Annotated in this window: 19 protein-coding genes; 9 read left to right on the forward strand and 10 right to left on the reverse strand. The window is 42.0% G+C overall.

Annotation, left to right across the window (positions count from 1 at the left end; translation table 11 throughout):
* Positions 1–242 precede the first annotated feature (242 nt).
* The gene (locus tag V7K76_RS20035; protein WP_334778860.1) at positions 243–2,123 is read right to left on the reverse strand and encodes an ABC transporter ATP-binding protein; all 1,881 of its coding nucleotides are present in this window, start codon (positions 2,121–2,123) and stop codon (positions 243–245) included.
* Positions 2,124–2,633: 510 nt separating this feature from the next.
* Here V7K76_RS20035 and V7K76_RS20040 point away from each other — a divergent pair.
* Entirely contained in the window at positions 2,634–3,647 is a 1,014-nt protein-coding gene (locus tag V7K76_RS20040; RefSeq protein ID WP_334778861.1) for an Npun_R2821/Npun_R2822 family protein, read from the forward strand.
* On the opposite strand, the gene V7K76_RS20045 is transcribed toward V7K76_RS20040, so the two are convergent.
* Positions 3,644–3,841 carry a hypothetical protein gene (locus V7K76_RS20045; RefSeq protein WP_334778862.1) on the reverse strand — a complete coding sequence of 66 codons (198 nt, stop codon included), beginning with the start codon at positions 3,839–3,841 and terminating at the stop codon, positions 3,644–3,646. The two genes, V7K76_RS20040 and V7K76_RS20045, sit on opposite strands and share 4 nt — an antisense overlap.
* Before the next feature lie 137 nt (positions 3,842–3,978).
* Here V7K76_RS20045 and V7K76_RS20050 point away from each other — a divergent pair, with 137 nt between their 5' ends.
* Positions 3,979–4,530, forward strand: coding sequence for a GNAT family N-acetyltransferase (locus V7K76_RS20050; RefSeq protein ID WP_334778863.1), 552 nt, complete (start codon positions 3,979–3,981; stop codon positions 4,528–4,530).
* A 261-nt stretch (positions 4,531–4,791) separates the two neighbouring features.
* Positions 4,792–5,814 carry a tetratricopeptide repeat protein gene (locus V7K76_RS20055; RefSeq protein WP_334778864.1) on the forward strand — a complete coding sequence of 341 codons (1,023 nt, stop codon included), beginning with the start codon at positions 4,792–4,794 and terminating at the stop codon, positions 5,812–5,814.
* Between the two features lie 346 nt (positions 5,815–6,160).
* On the opposite strand, the gene V7K76_RS20060 is transcribed toward V7K76_RS20055, so the two are convergent.
* Together V7K76_RS20060 and V7K76_RS20065 are read right to left on the reverse strand one after the other, a co-directional pair.
* A complete protein-coding gene (locus tag V7K76_RS20060; RefSeq protein ID WP_334778865.1) occupies positions 6,161–6,940 on the reverse strand; it encodes an SDR family oxidoreductase in 780 nt (259 codons plus the stop codon).
* Between the two features lie 127 nt (positions 6,941–7,067).
* Positions 7,068–7,907 (reverse strand): nuclear transport factor 2 family protein, encoded by an 840-nt coding sequence (locus tag V7K76_RS20065; RefSeq protein WP_334778866.1) that lies wholly within the window; start codon positions 7,905–7,907, stop codon positions 7,068–7,070.
* Between the two features lie 84 nt (positions 7,908–7,991).
* Here V7K76_RS20065 and murG point away from each other — a divergent pair, with 84 nt between their 5' ends.
* From murG to aroC, 3 genes are all read left to right on the forward strand, one after another.
* Positions 7,992–9,065: an undecaprenyldiphospho-muramoylpentapeptide beta-N-acetylglucosaminyltransferase gene (murG, locus tag V7K76_RS20070; RefSeq protein ID WP_334778867.1), complete on the forward strand. Its 1,074-nt coding sequence runs from the start codon at positions 7,992–7,994 to the stop codon at positions 9,063–9,065.
* A gap of 228 nt (positions 9,066–9,293) precedes the next feature.
* Entirely contained in the window at positions 9,294–10,634 is a 1,341-nt protein-coding gene (locus tag V7K76_RS20075; protein ID WP_334778868.1) for a hypothetical protein, read from the forward strand.
* Between the two features lie 473 nt (positions 10,635–11,107).
* A complete protein-coding gene (gene aroC / locus V7K76_RS20080; protein ID WP_334778869.1) occupies positions 11,108–12,196 on the forward strand; it encodes a chorismate synthase in 1,089 nt (362 codons plus the stop codon).
* 426 nt (positions 12,197–12,622) lie between these two features.
* On the opposite strand, the gene V7K76_RS20085 is transcribed toward aroC, so the two are convergent.
* Positions 12,623–14,335: an alpha/beta hydrolase gene (locus tag V7K76_RS20085; protein WP_334778870.1), complete on the reverse strand. Its 1,713-nt coding sequence runs from the start codon at positions 14,333–14,335 to the stop codon at positions 12,623–12,625.
* Positions 14,336–14,834: 499 nt separating this feature from the next.
* Positions 14,835–15,767: a DMT family transporter gene (locus tag V7K76_RS20090; RefSeq protein WP_334778871.1), complete on the reverse strand. Its 933-nt coding sequence runs from the start codon at positions 15,765–15,767 to the stop codon at positions 14,835–14,837.
* 348 nt (positions 15,768–16,115) lie between these two features.
* Between V7K76_RS20090 and V7K76_RS20095 the strand changes: the two genes are divergently transcribed.
* The gene (locus V7K76_RS20095) at positions 16,116–18,245 is read left to right on the forward strand and encodes a cytochrome-c peroxidase (protein ID WP_335029963.1); all 2,130 of its coding nucleotides are present in this window, start codon (positions 16,116–16,118) and stop codon (positions 18,243–18,245) included.
* Between the two features lie 198 nt (positions 18,246–18,443).
* Here V7K76_RS20095 and V7K76_RS20100 read toward each other — a convergent pair whose 3' ends face one another.
* Positions 18,444–19,301, reverse strand: coding sequence for an acyl-CoA desaturase (locus tag V7K76_RS20100; protein WP_334778875.1), 858 nt, complete (start codon positions 19,299–19,301; stop codon positions 18,444–18,446).
* 172 nt (positions 19,302–19,473) lie between these two features.
* Between V7K76_RS20100 and V7K76_RS20105 the strand changes: the two genes are divergently transcribed.
* Complete coding sequence (locus V7K76_RS20105; RefSeq protein ID WP_334778876.1) at positions 19,474–20,703, forward strand: TetR family transcriptional regulator; 1,230 nt, start codon at positions 19,474–19,476, stop codon at positions 20,701–20,703.
* Positions 20,704–20,717: 14 nt separating this feature from the next.
* Here V7K76_RS20105 and V7K76_RS20110 read toward each other — a convergent pair whose 3' ends face one another.
* Together V7K76_RS20110 and V7K76_RS20115 are read right to left on the reverse strand one after the other, a co-directional pair.
* Positions 20,718–21,140 (reverse strand): hypothetical protein, encoded by a 423-nt coding sequence (locus V7K76_RS20110; protein WP_335029964.1) that lies wholly within the window; start codon positions 21,138–21,140, stop codon positions 20,718–20,720.
* Positions 21,141–21,303: 163 nt separating this feature from the next.
* Positions 21,304–21,501 (reverse strand): hypothetical protein, encoded by a 198-nt coding sequence (locus tag V7K76_RS20115; RefSeq protein ID WP_334951428.1) that lies wholly within the window; start codon positions 21,499–21,501, stop codon positions 21,304–21,306.
* Between the two features lie 460 nt (positions 21,502–21,961).
* On the opposite strand from V7K76_RS20115, the gene V7K76_RS20120 reads away from it, so the two are divergent.
* Complete coding sequence (locus tag V7K76_RS20120; RefSeq protein ID WP_334951426.1) at positions 21,962–22,606, forward strand: CatB-related O-acetyltransferase; 645 nt, start codon at positions 21,962–21,964, stop codon at positions 22,604–22,606.
* A 176-nt stretch (positions 22,607–22,782) separates the two neighbouring features.
* Here the strand turns inward: V7K76_RS20120 and V7K76_RS20125 are convergent, their stop codons facing one another.
* Positions 22,783–23,121, reverse strand: coding sequence for a DUF433 domain-containing protein (locus V7K76_RS20125; RefSeq protein ID WP_334778881.1), 339 nt, complete (start codon positions 23,119–23,121; stop codon positions 22,783–22,785).
* Between the last annotated feature and the right edge of the window lie 50 nt (positions 23,122–23,171).

The following is a 23,171-nucleotide window of genomic DNA, read 5'->3' on the forward strand; positions in this document are numbered from 1 at the left end:
TTTGTCCGACCTCATATTACCCACTCAGGCATTTGTCTGGGTGGGGATTTTTTTTAGAAGTTAGGAATTGCTCAACAGGTAATTTTTTGATTTTGGCGATCGCTATTTCTAAGGTAGTCATTTTTATTATTCTCTCTTCATACTTAAGCCAATCCTATTTTAGCAAAACTCAAAAGTGATAACGATGTCTACTACGGGCTGCGCCTACGCTCTTTTCCACCTGGGATTATTCGGAAAATATCCTAACTTCCTAACATCTGCAAGTTATGCAAAGTGGCGTAAAGCCCTTCTTGTTGCAGTAGTTGATCGTGGCTTCCCTGTTCGATTAATTCGCCACGCTTGAGAACAAAAATCCGGTCTACATTGCGAATTGTAGACAAGCGGTGAGCGATAATAATAGCAGTACGTCTGAGCAATAGCTGGTTTAATGCCTCTTGAACTGAAGCTTCTGTACCAACATCTAAACTAGCGGTAGCTTCATCTAATACCAAAATTTGGGGATTGCGAATGGCAGCCCGCGCAAAGGCTAAAAGTTGCTTTTGACCACTAGAAATATTTGTGCCTCGTTCTCGAAGTTGAGTATCATAACCTTGGGGTAGTTCTTCTATAAACTGGGCAATGTTGGTTTCTTCTGCTGCTTGTTGAATCTGTTCAATAGTGTAGCCATCTCCTAAAGAAATATTGCTTTTAACATCGCCAGCAAATAAAAAGCCTTCTTGTAAAATTACTGCCATGTAGCGCCGCAGTTCTGCCTGTGGGACTTCTCGAATATCTACGCCATCGATGAGAATGCGTCCTTGGGTGGGTTCGTAGAGGCGGCACAAAAGCCGGATAATCGAAGTTTTACCCGCGCCTGTGGGGCCGACTAATGCAATTTTTTCACCAGGATGAATGGTGAAGTCTAAGTCTTTAATTACGTAATCATCATTTTTGTAAGCAAACCAGACGTGATCGAAGTGAATTTCTCCCAGTTCTGGGGGAGAAGTGAGGTCTGGGGATTCTAGATTTGCCACGATTTCGTCTATGTAGCCAAATTTCGCATCAAAGATTGAGAAACGAACGTTGGCGCGATCGCGGATTTCTATCGGTTCATCTAAGATATCGCTGACGCGTTCAATGGCAGTGAAACCAGCTTGAATTACTGTAAATTTTTCGGCAAAATCCCGTAAGGGATCAAATAATCGCTGGGCATACAAGATAAATGTAGATAATGTTCCAAAAGTCAAGCTTTTTCCCAATAGCAGCCACCCACCCACACACAAAACACCTGCGATCGCAATTAGTCCAATCCACTCTAAGGTTGCAGAAACAAATGAATCATAAAAAATGGTTTTATCCACTTGCTGAGTGTAGTTGTTGTTCGTAGCACGAAACAATTCAGCATTAAATTTTTCTCTGCGGAACAATTGGACGACGTTAATGCCAAGTACATTTTCTTGTAGCTGCGAATTCAGAATAGAAAGTTCTTCCCGTGCTTTGTAATTGGCTTTGCGGTACTGTTTCTGAATGTAAACAATTAACCAGCTAATTGGTAATAGTATTAATAGCAGCAAGGAAGCGAGTTGCCACTGGATGGAGAACATTAAACTCAAAGTTACCAGCATTAAAAACAAATTGGACACGATGCCAATTGCCCCAGTCGAAAAGACATCACCTAACACTTCCACATCGCTGGTGATTCTGGTGATTAATTTACCTACGGGCGTGCGGTCAAAAAAGCGCACTGCTAGAGATGTCACATGCTGGAATAAGTCTTGGCGAATTGCTGCGGTGATTTGTTGCCCCAGCTTTTGGACTATATAACCTTGGACACCTGTCAACATTAATTGGATGGCGATCGCAACCACCAATGATCCCTCTAGGATATTTAACCCTTGCGAGAGGGGACGATTCCGAAAAAATTCGTAAGCGCTTGGTTCATGCCGAATCAGGGAAATTACTTGGCCGATTAAGAACGGTTGTAAGGCATTCGCTAGGGCGATCGGTACTAGTAGGCACATTGACAGCGCCAATAACCGGCCGCTACGACGGGCATAGGGTACTAGACGCAAAAACAACCGCCAGTCATTTTCACGGCGTCTGTCTTGCCTGTAAGATTTTTTGAGAGATTGGTAGATGCTCATAGTAAGAGCATTATATTAATGTTTGCAAAAAAATACGCCTAACAATTTGTCTTAACCAATTTTGTCGCTCAAGAGCAACAAACAAGACATTTGGCGATCGCTCAGGCCAATTTTTGGGTTCTTGTCTTGATTTTCGTTACAAAGCTTAATAACTGTCTACTCTATGAGTAGCGTAGCATCTCCTAGAGAGCGTCACGTCGCAACTCTTGGAGACGCTACGCGTAGCTTGCTTCCCCGCAGGGGTAGGCTCCGAATTCAAAATTCAAAATTCAAAATTAATGATCCATCAATACCCATCAAGTAATAATTATGAAATTAATTGTATAATTGGGCGCTTTCAAGAGAATTTCGTCAGAAACGGAATTCATTGACTTACCCAAAGACGCTATTTATAATACTTAGGCTGAGTTCTTATCTATCAAATTAATTGCGCGATCGGGGCTGCGATCGCAAGAAAATGCGCCAGAAGCATTACAAATAAACTAAATATAAAAATTAGGATATTATCTTATGGAATCTTGCGGTATTTATACACTTGCAAATGATGCCGTTTACGATCAGCTAGTGGCATTGTTGAATAGTATTGAAGTTAATGTTAACCCAAATATTCCTGTTTGTATTATTCCCTATGATGATAAATTTGACTTAGTTAAAAAAGAAGTAAACTCTAGGAAAAACGTCAGCATTTTTGAGAATTGGGAAGCAATACAGTACTGGGAAGGCTTTGCTCACAGAGTTTGGTCAGTTCATCCAGGTGCTAGAACTTCCAAAATCTCACGTAATTGGTGGTCATCAGGTCACTTACAAAGAAAAATGTGTGTTTTTAACGGACATTTTGATCGGTTTCTATTTTGTGATGCTGATAGCCTTCTCATGAAGCCAGTTGATGATATTTTTGAAAAATTAAACACATACGATTTTGTATTTGACGACTGGATACACACTAAAGAACGTACAAAAGTACCATTAAATATTCCACTTTTAGAAAAGTCCAAAATTGCTTCGGAAAAAGACATACGTCCTAGACTTCACTGCTCTGATTTTTTTGGTTCTAAATCAGGGTTATTTCCAGAAAAAGATTTAGATTTATATAAAAAATTATTAATTGAAGATGGAGAGGTTGAATGGCTAACTGCATGGTGGGATGATGCACATTTATTTAATTATTTGACATGGAAATCAAATCTGGCCTTATTTAATTTTACTCTCAGTCCTAACGGTCAAGAAAGAACAGGTAACTGTGCTAACTCAGACCCATTTGTAAATATTAATAATATCCTTTACAACCAAGATGAATTAAAACCAATTCATCGTATTCACTACATGAACTATTCCTATACTGATTTCGCGCGTTTATCTCAAGGCGAAGATGTCAATATTTGTTACAGAGATGAGTTTTTATACTATCGTTTTCTTAAGGAACCGGAGAAAAGACCGCAACAGCTAAAACAGCCGAACATTGTTACCAAAAGTAATCGATTAATTCAAAAAGCAGTGAAGAAACTTCAAATAGCTCTTGCTTAAGTTTCGGAATAGAATGGCACTAAGAAAAGCCCAAAGGCTTGTGTCACCTCGTTCCCAGCCTCCAGGCTGGGAATGTATTCAAAGGGGCTGCTGCCTCTCGTCAAGCTACTGGAGGCGGAGCCTCCCAGAATGGGTTCCCAGCCTCTAGGCTGGGAACCCGTCAGAGCATGGGCTGTATCTTTTCTTAGTGCCATTCGTTTTAGAATATTTGACAAGAACTGAAGATTTGAAAAAATCTGGTTAGTGCTTGTATTTTGCTCTGCCCCGTTCAGAATAGGGATCGGATAATTATCTTGACAATTTCTAAATTTAATTCTGAATTGGGGCAATTATGGAGATAGAAACTGCGCGGCTGCAACTAAGGCACTTCTCTCTAAAGGATTTTGATTACCTATTTCGCCTCTACAGCGATGCAGAAGTGATGAGGTATTTGTTGCCAAGAACAAGGGAACAAACCCAGACAAGTTTAAATAAACATATCCAACAGTGGCAACAACAAAACTTTGGAATGTGGGCAGTAATACACAAAGAAACTCGTAAAATGATTGGCCGTTGTGGACTTAGTTTTCTGGAAAATACCCCAGAAATTGAGCTTGGCTATGTGTTTGACAAGTCCTATTGGAATATGGGAATGGGAACTGAAGCCTCACAAGCAACTTTAAAGTTTGGATTTGGGGAAGTGAAGCTTGATCGGATAGTTGCGATGCCTACGGCGGGCTACGCCTACGCACATCCAGAAAACCTCGCTTCAGTGCGTGTGATTCAAAAGCTAGGGATGAAGTACGAAAAGGATACTAGCTATTACGGTCATGATGTAGTTTACTATGCTATCTCACGCACAGAATGGCAGCCAGATGATTCTCTTTACATTTTGAAATCTTAAATAAGTCGGAAATCTCAGGGAAGCAGCCCCCTCAAAACCTCTTTCCTCTCAGGAAAAAGGTCAGATTTTATGCGCCTCTACTAAGGTATTTTGTATTAATTGCTTCATAAATACTCATGTAAAGATGGAATAATACCATACTTATCTCTTTAAGTCTTATATCTAAAGATAGAAGATTAAGGTTAAAATTTGGTAAACCTAATAGGGGTTCATTCCCAAGAGATGTCCTGCTTAATTATCGCAGAGTGCAACTGAGGTCAGATGACGCAACCATTAAATCAAGTCAAAGAGTGGGAACAACGTCGTGATGAAGCAAGCCGCTACTATCAGCGGGGTAAATTTCAAGAGTATCTCGATTTGGCAACCAAGAATTTATATCTAGCTAGAGCAATTCCAGACCGAGCTAGGGAAGGTTATACATTGAACGATCTCGGTTTAGCTTACCTCAGTTGCTCGCAACCTCAAAGAGCATTAGAGCGGTTTCATCAGGCGCTTTCGGTTGCTGTTGAAATTAGCAACGCTTCCGCAGAGGCAACTGCACTTAGCAATTTGGGTTCTACCTACAGCCGTCTAGGACGGTTTTCGCAAGCGCTGGAATATTTTGATCAAGCGCTTTCCATCTTCAGGCGATTGCAAGATATTCAAGGTGAAGTTTCTACGCTCAATGATGTAGCGCTAATTTATACCCGATTGGGGGAACCGAAGCGGGCACTGTTGTTACAACACCAAATTTTGACGATGCGGCGATCGCTAGGTGACTTTTCTGGTGAAGCAACAACCCTAAATGGCATTGGGTTCGCCTACAATGTCTTAGGCAAGTTTGAGCAAGCTCTAGAATTTTTTCAAGCAGCCCTCCCAATTCAACGAGCTGTGAAGAATTTGCTTGCAGAAGCAACCACTTTGAATAATATTGCTTCTGTTTATCATGATTTAGGAAAACCGAAAGAAGCCCTATTACTCTACTATCAAGTTCTTTTGACACGTCAGGCAATTGGCGATCGCTCTGGTGAGGCCACAACCCTTCATAACATTGGTTTTACCTACACTACTCTGGCACAGCATCGGCAGGCAATGAAGTTTTACAAACAAGCCATTGCAATTTATCAACAACTGGGCGATGCTCTGGGAGAAATTTCGACTTTGTTGAATATGGGAAACCTTTACGCCACAACCAGACGCAAAAAAAAGGCGCGCTCGTGTTTCCAAAATGCCCAAGAGTTAGCAGAGCAAATCGAACATCAGCCACTCCGAGAAAAAGTACAGCAGTTCGTAGATTCACTCTAGCCAAGTAGGTAAAGTCTTACATCAGTTTTCATGTATTTGAACCACATTTGTCGTAAGTCCACATTTGTGCATAGGTGTCAACTTAAGCTAAAACTCCTTTAAAACCTCGTTTCCAGCCTCCGGCTGGAAATGCAACTCAAAAGTGGCTCTGCCGCCAGCAAGGAGGCGGAGCCTCTAGGACGGCATTCCCAGTCGGAGACTAGGAACGAGGCAATCTAAAAGCTAGTTCTAGGCTTGCTTTCACGTTAAGTTGACACTCATGAGCAATGCTGTGCCCCTACTGCGTAGTCTATTTACCTGAAAAAGGGTAAGCTTTTTTAACTTTTTTAAATGGTATGGAGATGGGTTATTTTGATGTTCGGCGGTTAACTAGGGTAGCGCTAGCTTGGTCAACAGGCATCAGCACAACTTCATTGATATTGACATGGGGCGATCGCGTCACACAGAAAAATATCACATCAGCGATATCATCTGCTGTTAGGGGTGTAACTCCCTCATAGACTTTGTTGGCGCGTTCAGTATTTCCGTGAAAGCGTACCTCGCTAAATTCCGTTTCTACCATACCAGGATCAACGGAAGTTACACGTACCCGCGTTCCCAACAGGTCTTGTTTTAAACCTTCAGAAATAGCTCTGACAGCAGCTTTAGTAGCACAGTAGACATTGCCACCGGGATAGGTTTGATGTCCGGCAATGGAACCTAAATTTACCACATGACCGCGATCGCGACTCACCATTCCCGGAACAACATAGCGGGAGACGTAAAGTAAACCCTTAACGTTAGTATCAATCATGTCTTCCCAGTCTTGAAAGCTGGCTTCGTGCAACTTGTCTAAACCGCGACTTAGACCAGCATTATTAATGAGAATGTCGATGTCAGCCCAGGCGGGGGGTAGAGTAGCAATAGTAGATTCGACAGCGCTGCGATCGCGCACATCTAGCTGTAATAAATGAATTTCAGTACTAAAATCTTTATTAAGAGTATCTGCTAGCTGCTGCAAACGTTCTAACCGTCGTGCTGCCAAGATAAGTTTTGCACCTGCACCAGCGAAGATTCTGGCGCAAGCAGTACCGATACCACTACTTGCACCAGTGATCAAAATGATTTGATTTTGTAGAGAAGTCATTAGGATAAGTTAGGAGTCAGGAGTTAACAGTTATGAATTATGAATTAGCACAAGTTTCATCGTTCATAATTTATCATCACTCGGGCTATAACTCCTAACTCTTGTAGAGACGCGATTCATCGCGTCTCTACTTTTTCACCACTTGCAAGCGTTGAGTTACCATCGTCATCCCATTACCCCGCAGAATGACAGCAGAAACCCATTGGCTACCTGGGATAGATGGTGCTTGTCCTACTTTAAACAGTCCGCCAGATGTCAGTAATTCCAAATCAACAGGTGTGGGGTTGAGAAATTTCTCTGGTTGGATGGCTTCTTCTAGCGCCGTTCCTAGTAGAAAATCATCGCCAAGTGGTTCTTGGACGATCGCATCAAAATTATACTTCTGACCAACCACCACCTGCTGTGGTAACTTAATATCAATTTGGGGCGGCTTGCTACCAGAGGTAAGTATGGTGCGTTCTGACAAAACGTCTTGGCGGATTATTTTTCCGCCTTCAATGCGCTGACGTGATTTAATTGTCGCATTGAGAGACAATTTATTATTGCTACCAGAGGGTAAGCCAGTTATCTTCGTTTCTGTTTCGGCAATAATCCCATTGCCTTCAGGTTTTGAAGATAGCAATTTTGTGCTGTATTCCAATTTGGGATATCGTTGCCAAAGTGAAGTCAAAGATTTTTCTAGGGTTTGGAAGTTTAATCCATCCCCATGAGTGAAATTCGGGCTGTAGAATTGCAATACCCCTTTCACATCGCCTCGACTGGCAGCTGCATCAACTTGTGTCAACAGGTTTTTCAGATCGGCTGGTGCATTTTGGGCTGTACCTGCTTGGGCTAATTGCTGTGGTGTCGTCGCCAGAGTGCGTTGCCAACCACTTGTTAAACCAATAGTCAGTAGGCAAGAAACCAGCCAGATATTTGCTGGAAATTTGAGTTGGCGTCTCACTAAGGCGGTAAAAATGTTAGTCATTGGTAATAATTTACTGATTTGATTAGAGAAAGTAAGCAAATTGTTTTATCTTAGTTAAGCTAGACCCTAAACGGTAGAGGTTTGATGGCAAACGCACCGATACGATTATTAATAGCTGCCAGTGGGACTGGTGGACATTTGTTTCCAGCGATCGCACTGGCAGAAAAACTTCCAGATTATCAAATAGAATGGCTGGGAGTACCCGATCGGCTAGAAACTCAACTTGTCCCCAAACAGTATCCCTTGAATACTATTGCAGTTGAAGGGTTTCAGCAAGGGTTTGGACTCTCCTCAATTCGGATTTTGGGTAAACTCGCCCTTTCGATTCTAGAAGTCAGACGAATTCTTAAACAGGGAAATTTTCAAGGAGTGTTTACCACAGGCGGTTACATTGCCGGGCCAGCCGTCATTGCAGCGCGTTCCCTTGGTTTACCCGTGGTTTTCCACGAATCTAACGCCTTACCAGGTAAAGTAACTCGTTTTTTTGGCCCTTGGTGTAGTGCAGTAGCTTTGGGATTTGAAGTTGCTGCTAAGTATTTACCCCGTGCCAAAAATGTCTATGTTGGTACTCCCGTAAGAGGGCAATTTCTGGATGGGGCAATTGATGCACCACTGGATTTAGCTATTCCTGATGGTGTTCCTTTAATTGTTGTTTTTGGTGGTAGCCAGGGTGCTATTGCGGTGAATAAATTGGTGCGCGAATCTGCAAAAGCTTGGTTTGATGCTGGTATTTATGTAGTACATTTAACTGGCGATCGCGATCTAGAAGCAGATAGTCTCAAACATCCACAGTACATAGCCTTACCTTTTTACAACAATATGGCAGCCTTGTTGCAAAGAGCAACTCTTGCTATTAGTCGTTCTGGCGCAGGTAGCTTGACAGAATTGGCAGTGTGTGGAACGCCAGCGATTTTGATTCCTTACCCCTTTGCCGCCGAAGACCATCAATCTTACAATGCAGAGGTGTTTACCAAAGCGGGGGCGGCGTTAACGTTGAAGCAATCGGAGTTGACGGCAGAAGCATTGCAAAGTATTGTGTTGAATTTGTTACAGTCACCGCAAGAGTTAGCAAAGATGGGTGAAAAAGCTCATGCGATCGCTATTCCTGATAGTGCTGAAAAGTTGGCGCAGTTAGTGCGCGAGGTAGTAGAAACTTAAATAATTCGTAATTCGTAATTCGTAATTCGTAATTAAGTTTTGTGAAAGCGACGCGCAAAGCGAGTCTGCGATAGCGCCGGCGGCAAGCGAGTATTTTCGAGTCGCGTCCGGGGATTTAGACCCCGACCCAAAACTTGCTTATTTTTTGAACCGGGGGATTTAAACCCACGGTACTCGGTTAAACAATTCAAAATTCACATATTGAAGTAGGAATTTATTTTCCAATTTATGAATATCTTATTTAAGCAAAAATTCTACCTCACAGTCGGTTTTGCTGGTTTACTACTTGTTAGTTTAGCCAGTAGCTATTTATATAATCAGTCAAAAACTCAACAGCTAGCTGAAGCAGATCAGTCTTTTACAAAAGATAATTTTGCCCCATTTCAATCACAGATTTCTTTCACTTCCAATCAAGTTGCCGATCCACTTACCTCAAAGCTTCAAAATCCTTTTTTCACTCAACAAATATCTGATGAAACTATAGGGAAGCAAAACTTTTTTTCATCTCGACAAAATTTATTAGCAGCATCTTCACCCTATCCAGTTGTAGATGAATTTAAAAAATATAAATTTAGCATTAATGGCACCCAGATTGCTACTCCAGGAAAACTGCCAAATAGTAAGGTTAAATTCAATCAAGGAGATTTATTAACCGTTCTCGTTAATACTAGAAAATATTTTCAAGATTATGCTTCAGCAGACCCAGATATTCTACGTGCAGGAATACTTGCCACTCAAGGAGTTACTGTGCAAGATGTCCTCAAAACTTTGGATTTCATGATTGCTGTCTTAAAAGAGGATACTGCTAATAATCGAGCTACTCGTTTACAAGACCCTAAATTTATCAATACCAATTTTCGAGTCATTAAATGGTCTGCCTATAACCCAAATAGTAAACAGCAAAAACAATTACGAATTACTAAATATGCTGTCTTTACTCATCCTGGTTCTCGTAAGAAAACCTCTACTTTTAATACACCAATTTATAGCTTAAAAGAAAACTCTAATAACGATAAGTTCTATACTAGATACACAAAACAGGATGTTTTATCTGGTATTTATGAACCAGGCGGTAGAGAATTTGGTAAAGTTACAACTCTTGCTTATCTAACCAGAAATGGCTTAGAAGAAGCAATTATGGAAGGAACAATTCTGATTAATTTTACAGATGGTTATAAGGCTTTTTTTAATGTAGACAGAAATAATGGAATGTCTTATATTCGCGGTTTAAAAGCAACAGCACAAAAGCGTTATTGGTATTTTAGAGAAGTTGATGCTATTAAAGGCTATGGATACAAAATAGATGCAAAAATTTCTATAAAACCTGGAGTCACTTTTGCTGGAGATGTTTTGAATATTGGTTTAGGTAAAGTGGTTGTGATTGAGCATACTCAAGGTGGTCGTAAACATCTGCAAATGGGAGTTATTGCTGATACAGGTGGAGCCTTTTTACCCAATCTTTATCAACTCGATTTTTTGGCAGGTATTTTTAATAATAAAAAAGAATTTGGGCAGAATATCACACAATTGCCAGACTATGCGACAGCGTATTTTTTAGTAAAGAAGTAATCTCATACATTGACTCTGAAGGGGAAGCATGCCAATTTTGCAAATTGACTAAGATAACAGATTATCATTGCGAATGAAGCGTTCGTGTAGCGTCTCTTCTCTATGAGACGCTACACGAACGCTCCATTTCATTACGTACCCTACGGGAACGCCAAGGGCGAACGCAATGACAAAATATGTTTTTACACATTTGAGATGCTCCCCTCTGAAGGTCGTGTGATTGCAACTTGGGCAGATGTGATCAACTGCGCTAACCTGGCTATGGAACAATACGGTTCAGTTAAGACTAAAACCCTTTGTCAAAGTCAATTTTTTTAACTAACCACAGAGACGCAGAGGGCACTGAGAGAAGAGACACAATAGAATAATTCAAAACTCCAGGTTTCAACATGGACGAGGTTTAAATCACAAAAATTAACTTTTGCACAAACTCTAGGTAAAATACATAAGCCTAATCCTTTTTCTTTCAGATCATGGGCAACACTTTTGGTCATCTATTTCGCATCACTACTTTTGGTGAATCTCACGGCGGCGGTGTGGGGGTTGTGATTGATGGTTGTCCTCCACAACTAGAAATTTCAGCAGCAGAAATTCAAGTAGAACTAGATAGAAGGCGTCCGGGACAAAGTAAAATTACGACCCCTCGCAAAGAAGCCGATACTTGTGAGATTTTATCAGGGGTATTTGAAGGCAAAACACTAGGAACGCCCATTGCAATTTTGGTACGGAACAAAGACACTCGTCCCCAAGACTACGATGAGATGGCATATAAGTATCGCCCTTCTCATGCGGATGCAACTTATGATGCAAAATATGGCATTCGCAATTGGCAAGGTGGGGGGAGATCGTCAGCGCGTGAGACAATTGGCAGAGTAGCAGCAGGTGCGATCGCTAAAAAAATTCTTCGTCAAGTTGCCAATGTTGAAGTTATCGCTTACGTCAAGCGCATCAAAGACTTGGAAGGTGTAGTTGATCCCAACACCGTTACCTTAGAACAGGTTGAAAGCAACATCGTCCGTTGTCCTGATGCTGAATGTAGCGATCGCATGATTGAATTAATTGAACAAGTTGGTAGACTTGGTGATTCTATCGGCGGTGTCGTAGAATGTGTGGCGCGTAATGTACCGAAAGGTTTGGGCGAACCAGTATTTGATAAATTAGAAGCTGATATCGCTAAGGGTGTCATGTCTCTCCCTGCTAGCAAAGGCTTTGAAATTGGTTCCGGTTTTGGGGGGACGCTGTTAACCGGAATTGAGCATAACGACGAATATTATATTGATGAAAATGGTGAAATTCGCACTGTAACTAACCGTTCTGGTGGTATTCAAGGGGGAATTTCCAACGGAGAAAATATCATTTTACGAGTTGCATTTAAGCCAACGGCGACAATTAGAAAAGAGCAAAAAACAGTAACTCGTGAAGGTGAAGAAACCCTATTAGCGGCAAAAGGACGGCACGATCCTTGTGTGTTACCCCGTGCAGTTCCAATGGTTGAGGCGATGGTAGCCCTGGTATTATGCGATCATTTGTTACGGCATCATGGACAGTGCAAGGTGTTGTGAGGACTACACTAATTTTTGCTTCGGGGTGGGTGTCTGACTCGCCCTTAATCTCGTTTCCAGCCTCCGGCTGGAAATGCTGCTCCTGGTGGCTCTGCCGCCAGTAAGAGAGGCAGCAGCCCCAACGACGAGCATCCCCAGTCGGAGACTGGGAACGAGGCAGTCTAAAAGCCAATACGGTTCAGTTAAGCATTTTTTTCTTCTCTCTGTTTCCTCTGCGCCTCTGCGGTTCGTTAAAAAAATTGAGTTTGACAAAGAGTTTTAACCTTAACTGAACCGTATTGGTCTAAAAGCTGGTTCTAGACTTGCTTTCACGTTGAAGTTGACACCAATGGTGTCTGACTCGCCCTTTTTTATGTTCAAGTCAAATAAAAATCATCACATGCAGCAATGCAACGCCAATATCCAACATCCAAAATCCGAAGCTGACTATGGTGTTGGGGAGTTTTTTTTTGCGGTTTTGCCTCCTTTAATATCCAGCAATTGAGCTAATTCGGTTGTATTCAATGACTTGACAAGACTTAAGCCAAGGGACTTACTAGAAATGCTTTGAGCGTAGCCTGCATTTAGGTAGGGGGTGTATTGTGACTTTCCGACAATGTATGTTTGGAAGAAAGGTAAACTCAAAACATTCATATAACGACGCGCTTGGGAAGCATCACCAATCATATCGGCAGGTAATGCTACTTGTCGATTTGCAGGATTACCATTACCAATGGTGGAAAAGTGAGTGCCACCTACAAGCATGACGAGATACTTTTGTGAATTTGTCAACCAGGAGAAAGGTAAAATTTGTTCAGATAAAGCTGGTGCAACTGTATCATCACTACTGCCGACAATCATCACTGGAGTTTTGATTTGACTTAAGCCAGCTTTGCCGAAAATCGAACTAGTAACGGGATTAACTGCGATCGCAGCTTTCACTCTCTCATCGCGCAAGTTATAATCCTTGTCAGACTTGCTGCTCAATTCCAAAGCGCGACATTGGAGCAGTAAAGACATATTCCAGGTATTTTGTAGTGCTGCTGGTTGACAGTCTTGTTTTAGCTGCTCAAAGTTGATTTTAGCCCCTGCTAAGGCTAAGGCTGTGTAGCCTCCCAAAGATTGACCAAATACTCCGACTTGTTGCAGATTTAAGCGACCTTTAAACCGTGAATCAGATTGATTACCTTTTTCCAATTGATTCAAGATATATGTTATGTCCATTGGTCGGTCTTGAAATTCTCCTGGTTCTGCTACTTCAATGGCGTGTCCATTTAACAGAGAACGCAATTGTTTAGCATCACTACCAGGATGATTGGGAACGACAACGGCAAATCCGTAGGAAGCTAGATGAGTGGCTAAATATTGAAAGTTGCTGCTATCTAAACCCAAACCGTGAGAAATGACAATTACTGGTGCAGCGTTCTGCACATTGGGAATGTAAACATCAGTCAATAAAAGCCGATTGCGCCTTGAGTCGAAAAACTTCAGGATGTATTTTTGCGACTTCAACTTTCCCGGAACCTGTAAATCTGGTAATTGCGAGAAATTTGGTTGAGAAATGGTAGCAGCTTCTATTTTAGACTTTTGGGAAACTGCTGCGATCGCCCGATGGGTTTGGTTAACAAGTTTCTCCAATTCCGTAGATATTTCCAAAGTCTCGGCGACATCAAGGCGAATGCTGCTGCTAGGATATTTCCGCAACACATTCAAAAGTGTCAACCCTCCCGATTCGCCAGAAGCTAAAATTAGCGCCGAACGCAAGGCACTAAATTCTGTTTTTGGCTGAGAAGATTTATTTATAATCACTTGCGCCAACCGATGCAGTAAAAATTCTCCTTGCGGTGTGTAGAGAAGTTGCGAAACTACTATCGGACTAACTTTCACACGATTAAGCAAAATCCGCCGCAATTCTTGAAGCTGTTCTAGAGGCAGATATTGCTGATAAGCTGCCAAGTCTTCGTTAATTACACCTGTTTTGGCGTAGTTTTCTAAAGTGGAGACTGAAATGGAAAGCTCTAAAGCTGAATAAGATGCATAAATCCGCTCTGCTGCCAAGACAGAATTACTAATTCCAAACGTTGGCAGCACCATTGAAAGAACCAGCAATAGGGAATTTTTTCTGAGGGTGCTGGCCCAATTACCAAACAAACTATTCATCGCTCAACTGTTTCAGTGGTCTGTTTTTATCGGGTGTTGGCTTTGGTAGTTATTCGGGCGCCCTGCTTAGTTTACTTAAAGTTATTAGCCTCAATTTTATCAAAACAGAATTTAGGAGTCAGGAGTTATAACTCAGGATGAATTATGTATGACTTGCGAATGTAGCTTGCTGAAAATAATGGGTATAAATGGGTTTAAAATCCCCACCAAATTTTAGATTTAGTGGTTAAAAAAAGTAGTGATTCCCAATTTACCTAGTAATTTATGCTGACTCCTGAATTCTGATTTTTGAATGCTTTTTCAAGGATTTTTCGGCTATCAAGTCAACAATTAAAAACTACAAAGTCACGCAGATGGGTAAAGTATCCGTCTGACTTCAGTAGCTTGCCTTCACTATTAAATCATAACAAATAAAAAATACTCTGCCTCAGTATTTATGTTGTAGCTTTGAATAAAGCACGAATTCACTAGCTAAAAAACCCAGTAAAAATCCTGAAAATCATGGCAATTCATCAGCTTTTCCCAAGGCGATCGCTACTGAACCTGTGACTACTAAACCTGCACCTAATATTGCGATAAAAGTCAAATGTTCTGGTGGTGTTAAAGAAGGTGCAATAACTGATACAACTACAACTGAGATTAATGTCACAATGGGAGCTAGAGCGATTACTGCACTTACTCGTGATGCTTCCCAATGTTCTAATGATTCGGCAAAAGCACCGTAAGCGATTAAAGTATTCAAAGCACAGAAAACTAACATTCCTAAATGGAACCCATCAAGTATAAAAAGTGATTTAACTCTGGCTAGAGGAGTGAATAATAAAGCACATCCCCCGTAAATAATCAGCATAATACTAGGGGAAGATAAAGATTGTAATAATTGCTTTTGTGCCAAAGCATAAATAGCCCATGCTGCCGATCCTAGTGCAATCAAGAAACTACCGAGTATGTAAGTGCCATGCGCTGTAATTAAATTTGTGAGTTGTTCCCGAAAAAATAAAAGATAACCGCAAATCATTACACTTACACCAATCCATTGAGACAGTCGGTAACGTTCTTTAAAAATAACTAATCCTCCAAAACCTAATAAAAGGCTAGATAATTGAATGAGAACTTCAGCATTAGCAGGCGATGTCAGCGCTAAACCATGCATGAAGAAAAAGTAATTAATCCCTAAAAAAAGTGTTGCGATCGCTAATAATTTCCCAGAAGCAGAACGTAATTGTTCTAACTTTGGTAATTTACCGCGTATTCCTAAATACATGGCAAGCAGAAAAAATGATATCAAAAAGCGAAACCAAATAACGGTATAGACATCAAGTACTTGTAGAGTTACCGTCAGAGCAATAGGTAAAATTCCCCACAATAAGACCGTCAATAGCGATAACGTTAGCCCTAAGCGCCACCGACCAGAATTTTGATGTAGTGACATTCAAATATCCTACTCAAAGTAGGGCTAATTGTAAGCTGAAACATATCTAATTTGTATATCTCAGGTTTTAACTCTTATTAAGAAAATATCTTAATAAACTAAACTACATCTAGTTTACATAATCTGAAATTGTACATTTCTTGTGGGATAAGCATCTCGCCCGCCCAATATATGCAAATTCAGTAATATAGAGCTTACCTACCCTACTCAATTTATTTGTAGCTTGAAGTAAGTATTTTTTGTTTACGAAAAATTTGTAAATTACGTAATTATTTTACATGAATATTAAATTTCAAACTCAGTCATAAATGTATACTCTATTTCGATGTTATCTTTTTACAAAAAACTATGGGGATTATACCCATAATCAGCTTAGTAGTTTTTATTGCTAGCTTATCAATTTTCTTGCTTTTGTCCTCAAGAGGTCGATTTTTGCTCAAATCTTTAGTGACAAAGATACAGAGGCAAGAGTGGAAATTCAGATATAGCAAGCTTAAGTACCTGAGATCAAGATTTTCCAGGACTATAATAATTGCTGCCATTCTCTTGGTCGCAATAATAGCTGGAAATACTGTATCAGCCCAAGTCACGCCGCCGCCTCTAGCCTCGCTCAAGAGCGTATCGGTTCCACAGCCTGACAATCTTGGAGACTTTGTAAAAGACAAAGTAGCCGCCATCAAGTTAGGAAAAGCTCTTTTCTGGGATATGCAGGTTGGGAGTGATGGAGAAACTTCTTGTGCTAGTTGCCACTTCCATGCTGGAGCCGACAATAGATCCAAAAATCAGATCGGTCCTGGGCTTTTGCGAATTAACGCCGATGGTACAGCCAATCCAGATACAATTTTTAATGTAGGTGGATCACCAAACTACCAGCTCAAGCCAGGAGATTTCCCATTCCACAAGCTGTCAAACCCAAACGATCCTACGACTCTTGTATCAGACAAAAACGATGTCAGTTCCTCTCAAGGGGCTTTCAATACGAAGTTTGTTGATGTTATACCTGGTAGTGCAGAAGACCAAGTAATAAACGAGCCAGATCCAGTGTTTAATGTGGGTGGTATAAATGTGCGCCACGTCCAGGGGCGTAATACGCCAACTGTAATTAATGCAGCATTCAACTTCCGCAACTTCTGGGATGGAAGGGCACAAAATATCTTTAATGGGGTGAATCCCTTTGGTTTAAGAGATCCTAACGCCTCTGTCGTCAAAGCCGAGAACCCAAATCAGCCTAAATTTGTCAAAATCAGCCTGAATAATTCGTCTTTGGCTTCCCAAGCAGTCGGCCCGCCACTCAATTCTACCGAGTTGTCTAGTGATGGTCGTACTTTTCAAGAAATTGGTGATAAGTTCGGACTAATTAGTAATGGTAAAAAGCTCCCCCGAAAACTTGGGAAAAAGTTATTTACCCTCAGACCTTTAGGTAAACAGGTTGTGCATCCACAAGACAGCGTTTTAGGTCGAGATAGTAGGTGGCCCAAACCTGGACTCAAAGATAGAACTTATGAGCAGATGATTCAAGATGCCTTCAAGCCAGAGTGGTGGAAGTCTAATCGACTTATCCAAGTTGATGCTCAAGGTCAACGAAATATTGTCAAAAAGCCCGATCGCTCCTTGGAGACTAATGAGTACACATTGACGGAGTACAACTTCTCGCTATTCTTTGGGCTAGCAATTCAGTTGTACGAGTCTACACTCATTGCCAATGATACGCCCTACGATCGCTTCTTAGAAGGAAACACCACTGCCCTAACCCCGCAGCAGCAAAAAGGGAAACAAATATTTGAGGGCAAAGCTGGCTGCATTGGTTGCCACACTGGATTAGAATTAACATCTGCTTCAGTGAGCAGCGTGACTCAAAACGGACGAATCGGACGTGCGCCGTTCGGTGCAAAATCTCCCGAAGACACTGGCTTTTTCAATATCGGCGTCAGACCTGCCACAGACGATCCCGGTTTGGGTGGTAATGACGGTTTGTTTGGTAACGGTCAAGGTAATCCGCTTTCAGAAGCACGATTGGCTCAATTGGGCAAATTTCAGCTTCTCCTCGGCGAAAATCCTCCTGTCCTCACTCCACCGTTAAATCCTAGTGAAACTGTGTCTGCAAACGGAGCCCTCAAAGCACCTGGACTTCGCAATGTGGAACTCACCGCTCCCTACTTCCACAATGGAGGTCAGGCAACCTTAGAACAAGTGGTTGATTTTTACAATCGGGGTGGTGATTTTGGCGCTCTTGGTCCACTGAACCTTTCACTGGAAGAAAAACAGCAATTGGTCGCCTTTTTAAAAGGACTGACTGATGAGCGAGTTAGGTATGATAAAGCGCCTTTTGACCACCCACAACTGTTTGTCCCCAATGGACATCCGGGTAACTCTACACACGTTACCAATGATGGCACTGGTAAAGCTACAGATAGTCTACTGGAAATTCCTGCTGTTGGTTGGAATGGTGGTAGTGGTAGTCCAAATTTTTTGAACTAAGTAACAAGTTAGGGAACTCCAAGAAATAAATTATCCAATATTGTGGGGTGGGCATCTTGCCCGCCATATAAACTGGGCGCTCATGTTGCCCACCCCACAAGAGTTAATTGAATATTTTTTTATTTGGAAGTGCCAAAAATATTAAGCCGATTGCTTCCCGCAGTCGGCTTAACAAATTCCTGATAATTGAGTTGTAATTTAGCCGTGAATTGCACCTTGAGGAGGACGCGAGACAACTTTTTTGGCTAAACCCAAAGTCTGCAAAGCTAAGATGCTCCACCAAGTAACATCAATTTCCCACCAAGATAACCCAGATTTCGCCATGTGGGGATAGGTATGATGGTTGTTGTGCCATCCTTCTCCATAAGTGACGAGAGATACCCACCAAAGATTACGAGCGCCATCATTAGCATCAAAGGTGCGATAACCCCACAGGTGTGATGCTGAGTTCACAAACCAAGTTGAGTGCCAAAGCAAGACACATCTGAGAAATACTCCATAGAACACAAAAGACCATCCTCCCAAGGCATAAAGCAGCAGCCCGAAGGGTATTTGCAACAGTAAGAAGTAGCGATCCAGCCAGCAATAAAAAGGTTGTCTTGCTAAGTCTGGGGCATATTTTTTATAGGTTTCATAGTCAAAAAATTCTGGACGTGGGTAGAAAATCCATAGTATATGACTCCACCAAAATCCTCTTTGGGCAGAATAGGGATCTAAATTGATGTCTTCTGTGTGGGCGTGATGCTGGCGGTGTCCACCTACCCAAAAAATTGGCCCGCCTTGCAAAGCCAGCGCTCCAATGAGGGCGATCGCATACTCTAACCACTTAGGAACTTGGAAACTTTTATGGCTCAGTAATCGGTGATATCCCAGGCAAATACCAATACTCCCGAATAACCAGTGCAGAAACACTAGCAAAGCTAATGCTGACCAGGAAAAAAACCAAGGAGCCAGAAGTGCTAAAGCATGAAATGTAGCAAAAAACACCACATTTGTCCAACTGAGTCGAGGTGAGTTGCCTCTCTCAGGGGCGATGGCCCCAAAATTTGCGGTCATAAAAATTCCTGTTAATGGATGATGAAGTGATTTACTTTTTATTGGGCATAATCCCACGAAGGATTTACCCGCACTGTCACCAGTTAGTTACAGTAAAGTAAAGCAAGTAGCACTTACATTTGTTATGCTAGCAGAACTCTAATTTCCGTGCAAGTGCCACTTGCATTTCTTTATGTCTTCTCAACTCATTTCCACTCGTCAACGCCTGATTCAAGCTGCACTTGAGTTGTTTTCTGCTCATGGAGTCAGCGCCACTACAACCCGTCAAATTGCTGAAAAAGCCGAAGTCAATGAAGTGACTCTATTTCGGAATTTTGGCAATAAGCACGGGCTGCTTTTGGCTGTGCTGGAAGAGTCCGCAGCCTTCAAGGATTTAGGTGAGTCGCTGGTACGGCGGGCAATGCCTCCCGGCAATGTCTACCAAGCTCTTAAAGATTATGCAAGTGACAGCTTACATGCATTAGAACGAGTGCCAGAGTTCGTCCGGTCTGTGGTGGGTGAGGCCGACCAATTTCCGGCAGAAAATCGCCGCGCTCTAGGCAGGGGAGTAACAGAAGCAAACCGCTATGTAGCTCAGTATTTAGCTACTGTAATCCAGCAAGGACACCTAAATACCTATTTACCCGCAGAAAAATTAGCCAGTTTGCTAAATGGGATGATCTTGGGATATGCCGTAATTGAGTTCACCAGCGAATTTCACGAACTTTGGGAGGATCGAGATGATTTTTTGGAAAATTTGGTGGAGTTGTTTTTACATGGAGCCATGTCATCTTCAGCCGAATCAGCAACAAACTGTTTACAAGGAGGATTCATCACCACAGAAGTAGCTGATTTACCAGCTAGTTTAGTTAACGAAATTCTGCAACAAGCCAGGAAATTTGGCATCCGAGATTATGCCTTGGCTTACGTGTTATTTGGGGCTGGGTTATCCGCTACAGAAATAATTAGCTTGGAGCGAATGCACCAAATATACGATACTCAAGGGCACTTCTTGCAAATTACAATACCAGGATTTGTCCGTCAAGTACCTGTAAATCAGTGGATTTTGGGCAAACGCTACGGTTCTTTTACCAATAATCCCTTAATCAAATGGCTGAAAAGTCGTAAAGATGCTCAAACAGCCATGTTTCTGAATGAAACAGGTACGCCCATCTCAGAATCAGAGCTTGAGACACGTTGGCAAGTATGGAGTGAAGGGCTATTAACTCCCCAAGGACAAACGCCAGCCATAGCACAAGCACAACAAACCTGGCGTGTAGAAATGTTGATGCGGGGAATCACCTTGGAAAACTTGATTATTTTAACAGGTTGCGATCGCACCCAATTACAACCCTATGTCCGCCGAGCCAAAGAAAAAGCCGCCCTAGAGCAAGCTACCCGTTTGGATCATAAGCCAGGATAGGGAGTGGTGAACGATTAAGGTAAAACAACAGAGGTTTCTTTACCATTGTTGTTTGCACCATTCAAGATTGTAGCTGTACTTTGAGATGAGGATTGGGTATTGCTCGAACGGCGTGATAATTTCTTGCGTGGCTTGCCTCCCGCCTGGATATATTGCAAACTGTCTTTACCATAATGGGCTGCCACACTCATTAACATCTTTTCAGAGTAGCCGCGTAATTCTTCTTCAATTAGAGAGAGGCGACCTGCCATTTCATCTATGCTAGAGAGTAAAGTGTTGTAGGTAGATAACTGGGTTTGCAAGGTTTGGATGCAGCTGTCGTAGTCTGTCAAACTTAATCCGTTGCCAAATTCTAGCGTCGGGCTAATTGATCGCATTCCTGCAATTCGATGGAGAGCCTTTTCTAGAGTCGGTGAACTACGTTTTAGTCGTGCCATAAACTGCGCTCCTGAAGGAAGTTATAGGATTACTGCATGTACTCTAGCCAATGCAACAATAAACTTCTCTGAGAGATAATTCGGAAAAATTAAAGCAAATTAAGATCGACCTAATTATTTTTAGTGGATTGTACTGGGATATTTATAAAAATTGTCAAAAAAGTTACACTAAATCAGTAACAGATACCTCAAAGTCATGTTGAGGTACTTCAAAGTTGTGTTGAAGTACTTCCAAGTCATGTTGAGGTACTTCAAAGTCGTGTTGGAGTACTTCAAAGTTGTGTTGAGGTACTTCAAAGTTGTGTTGAGGTACTTCAAAGTCATGTTGAGGTACTTCAAAGTCGTGTCGGAGTACTTCCAAGTCATGTTGAAGTACTTTGAAGTCGTGTTGGAGTATTTCTAAGTCATGTTGAGGTACTTTGAAATCGTGTCGGAGTATTAGATGATGGGTTTCCTTAGCTCAACTTAACTTACGGCAAAGGCGATCGCGCACAAAAGTATCATAAATATAATTCAACTATTTAACCGAGTACCGTGGGTTTAAGTCCCCCGGTTCAATAACCGGTAAGTTTTGGGTCGGGGTCTGTCTTGCAAAGTTGCTCCTCTTGGGGAGACCCCAAGACCGCAATGCAGCGCTAAATCCCCGTCACAAAACTTACTTGCGACTTGCGACTTGCGACTTGCGACTTGTTTTAATCCAGTCAGAACTTAAATCCCAACTTATGATCCTAAGTTGGGAAAATACTCAAGGTTAGTGACGCTGCTCACAACCACGAGAAAATAATACTTTTCGCTCCCCATTACACGTAATCGCTCTAACCATGCTCGAATACACTTCTCCTCCCATTTGGCTCAATGCTCATGCTCAAGACCCACGTCTCACTGTGGGAGACTACACTTACTTTGATCGGCACATCAGTTTGGCACTGTTCACCCCTAACGACCGGATTGCGATCGGAAAGTTTTGTTCTCTAGCGAAGGATGTCGTCATCTTTGGTGGCGGAAACCACATGATGACAAGAACCACAACATTTCCTTTTAAGTGGTTATCCGCAGAAGCTGAACCGGAAGAACGTTACACTGATGCAACAAGCAAGGGGGCGACAACAATTGGTCATGATGTTTGGGTAGGGTATGGGGCAACGATTATGTCAGGAGTGAAAATCGGCAATGGTGCAGTTGTGGGCGCACAGTCTGTTGTTGCTAAGGATGTTCCTGCCTATGCAATTGTGGTTGGAAATCCAGCTAAGGTAATTCGATATCGGTTTAAGCCTGAAACGATAGAACGGTTGTTGGAACTATCTTGGTGGGAGTGGGAGTCAGCAAAAATTGCCGCTAATTTAGAGTTTCTGTATACTAACCCGGATGACTGGCAATCAGAGATTAAGTTGAAACAGCCTCATGGAGAGATATTGAAATTTATTGGGATGCCAGCAGCAGAACAAGTCGATGAAGCGGACAGTTGAGAGATGATGGCTGAAAGCAAGTCCCAAAATTCACATTGAGTTAAGCTGCTAAATTGAAAAAACCCCGTTACTGGAATGTCAGTAACGGTTTCTATGTTAACTACCTTGATTAATACGCCGTTTTAACTCAGCCTCTAATTGTTCTGGAGTGCTGACCACTACCCCCGGTTTCGCTCTCATGATGCTGAGGTAATGCTGAAACGCAAGCGCTGCCTAAGATTAGCTAAATTATACTGCTGGACAAATTGATTTCGCTGTTGTTGAGCTTTTTTGTGACGCTGCTCTAGGTAATTGTCGATTTCTTGGCGATGGGTGAGATAGTATGCGATCGCTGCGTATATCTCCCCTAAATAGAGAACGGGATACTGAACAGCAATTTCTTCAGGTGTAGAGCCGTTATGGTATGTTGCTAGTAAGCTATCAAGAGTAACGCGGCTTTGACCAATGCGAATACCTCCAGCTTCATCCCAACGAAACGGTGGAGCGGTAACCTGAAATTCGATTTGAACGCTCATGGGGGCAATTCTTGGATTTGTGGTATTTCTGTCTTCAGTTTACTTTACAC

The sequence above is a fragment of the Nostoc sp. genome (genome assembly GCF_036917975.1).
GTDB lineage: Bacteria > Cyanobacteriota > Cyanobacteriia > Cyanobacteriales > Nostocaceae > Nostoc.

Bases quoted from the DNA above. Each gene is read 5' to 3' on its own strand.
- V7K76_RS20035 (WP_334778860.1), bottom strand. From the start codon at position 2,123: ATGAGCATCTACCAATCTCTCAAAAAATCTTACAGGCAAGACAGACGC.
- V7K76_RS20040 (WP_334778861.1), top strand. From the start codon at position 2,634: ATGGAATCTTGCGGTATTTATACACTTGCAAATGATGCCGTTTACGAT.
- V7K76_RS20045 (WP_334778862.1), bottom strand. From the start codon at position 3,841: ATGGCACTAAGAAAAGATACAGCCCATGCTCTGACGGGTTCCCAGCCT.
- V7K76_RS20050 (WP_334778863.1), top strand. From the start codon at position 3,979: ATGGAGATAGAAACTGCGCGGCTGCAACTAAGGCACTTCTCTCTAAAG.
- V7K76_RS20055 (WP_334778864.1), top strand. From the start codon at position 4,792: ATGACGCAACCATTAAATCAAGTCAAAGAGTGGGAACAACGTCGTGAT.
- V7K76_RS20060 (WP_334778865.1), bottom strand. From the start codon at position 6,940: ATGACTTCTCTACAAAATCAAATCATTTTGATCACTGGTGCAAGTAGT.
- V7K76_RS20065 (WP_334778866.1), bottom strand. From the start codon at position 7,907: ATGACTAACATTTTTACCGCCTTAGTGAGACGCCAACTCAAATTTCCA.
- murG (WP_334778867.1), top strand. From the start codon at position 7,992: ATGGCAAACGCACCGATACGATTATTAATAGCTGCCAGTGGGACTGGT.
- V7K76_RS20075 (WP_334778868.1), top strand. From the start codon at position 9,294: ATGAATATCTTATTTAAGCAAAAATTCTACCTCACAGTCGGTTTTGCT.
- aroC (WP_334778869.1), top strand. From the start codon at position 11,108: ATGGGCAACACTTTTGGTCATCTATTTCGCATCACTACTTTTGGTGAA.
- V7K76_RS20085 (WP_334778870.1), bottom strand. From the start codon at position 14,335: ATGAATAGTTTGTTTGGTAATTGGGCCAGCACCCTCAGAAAAAATTCC.
- V7K76_RS20090 (WP_334778871.1), bottom strand. From the start codon at position 15,767: ATGTCACTACATCAAAATTCTGGTCGGTGGCGCTTAGGGCTAACGTTA.
- V7K76_RS20095 (WP_335029963.1), top strand. From the start codon at position 16,116: ATGGGGATTATACCCATAATCAGCTTAGTAGTTTTTATTGCTAGCTTA.
- V7K76_RS20100 (WP_334778875.1), bottom strand. From the start codon at position 19,301: ATGACCGCAAATTTTGGGGCCATCGCCCCTGAGAGAGGCAACTCACCT.
- V7K76_RS20105 (WP_334778876.1), top strand. From the start codon at position 19,474: ATGTCTTCTCAACTCATTTCCACTCGTCAACGCCTGATTCAAGCTGCA.
- V7K76_RS20110 (WP_335029964.1), bottom strand. From the start codon at position 21,140: ATGGCACGACTAAAACGTAGTTCACCGACTCTAGAAAAGGCTCTCCAT.
- V7K76_RS20120 (WP_334951426.1), top strand. From the start codon at position 21,962: ATGCTCGAATACACTTCTCCTCCCATTTGGCTCAATGCTCATGCTCAA.
- V7K76_RS20125 (WP_334778881.1), bottom strand. From the start codon at position 23,121: ATGAGCGTTCAAATCGAATTTCAGGTTACCGCTCCACCGTTTCGTTGG.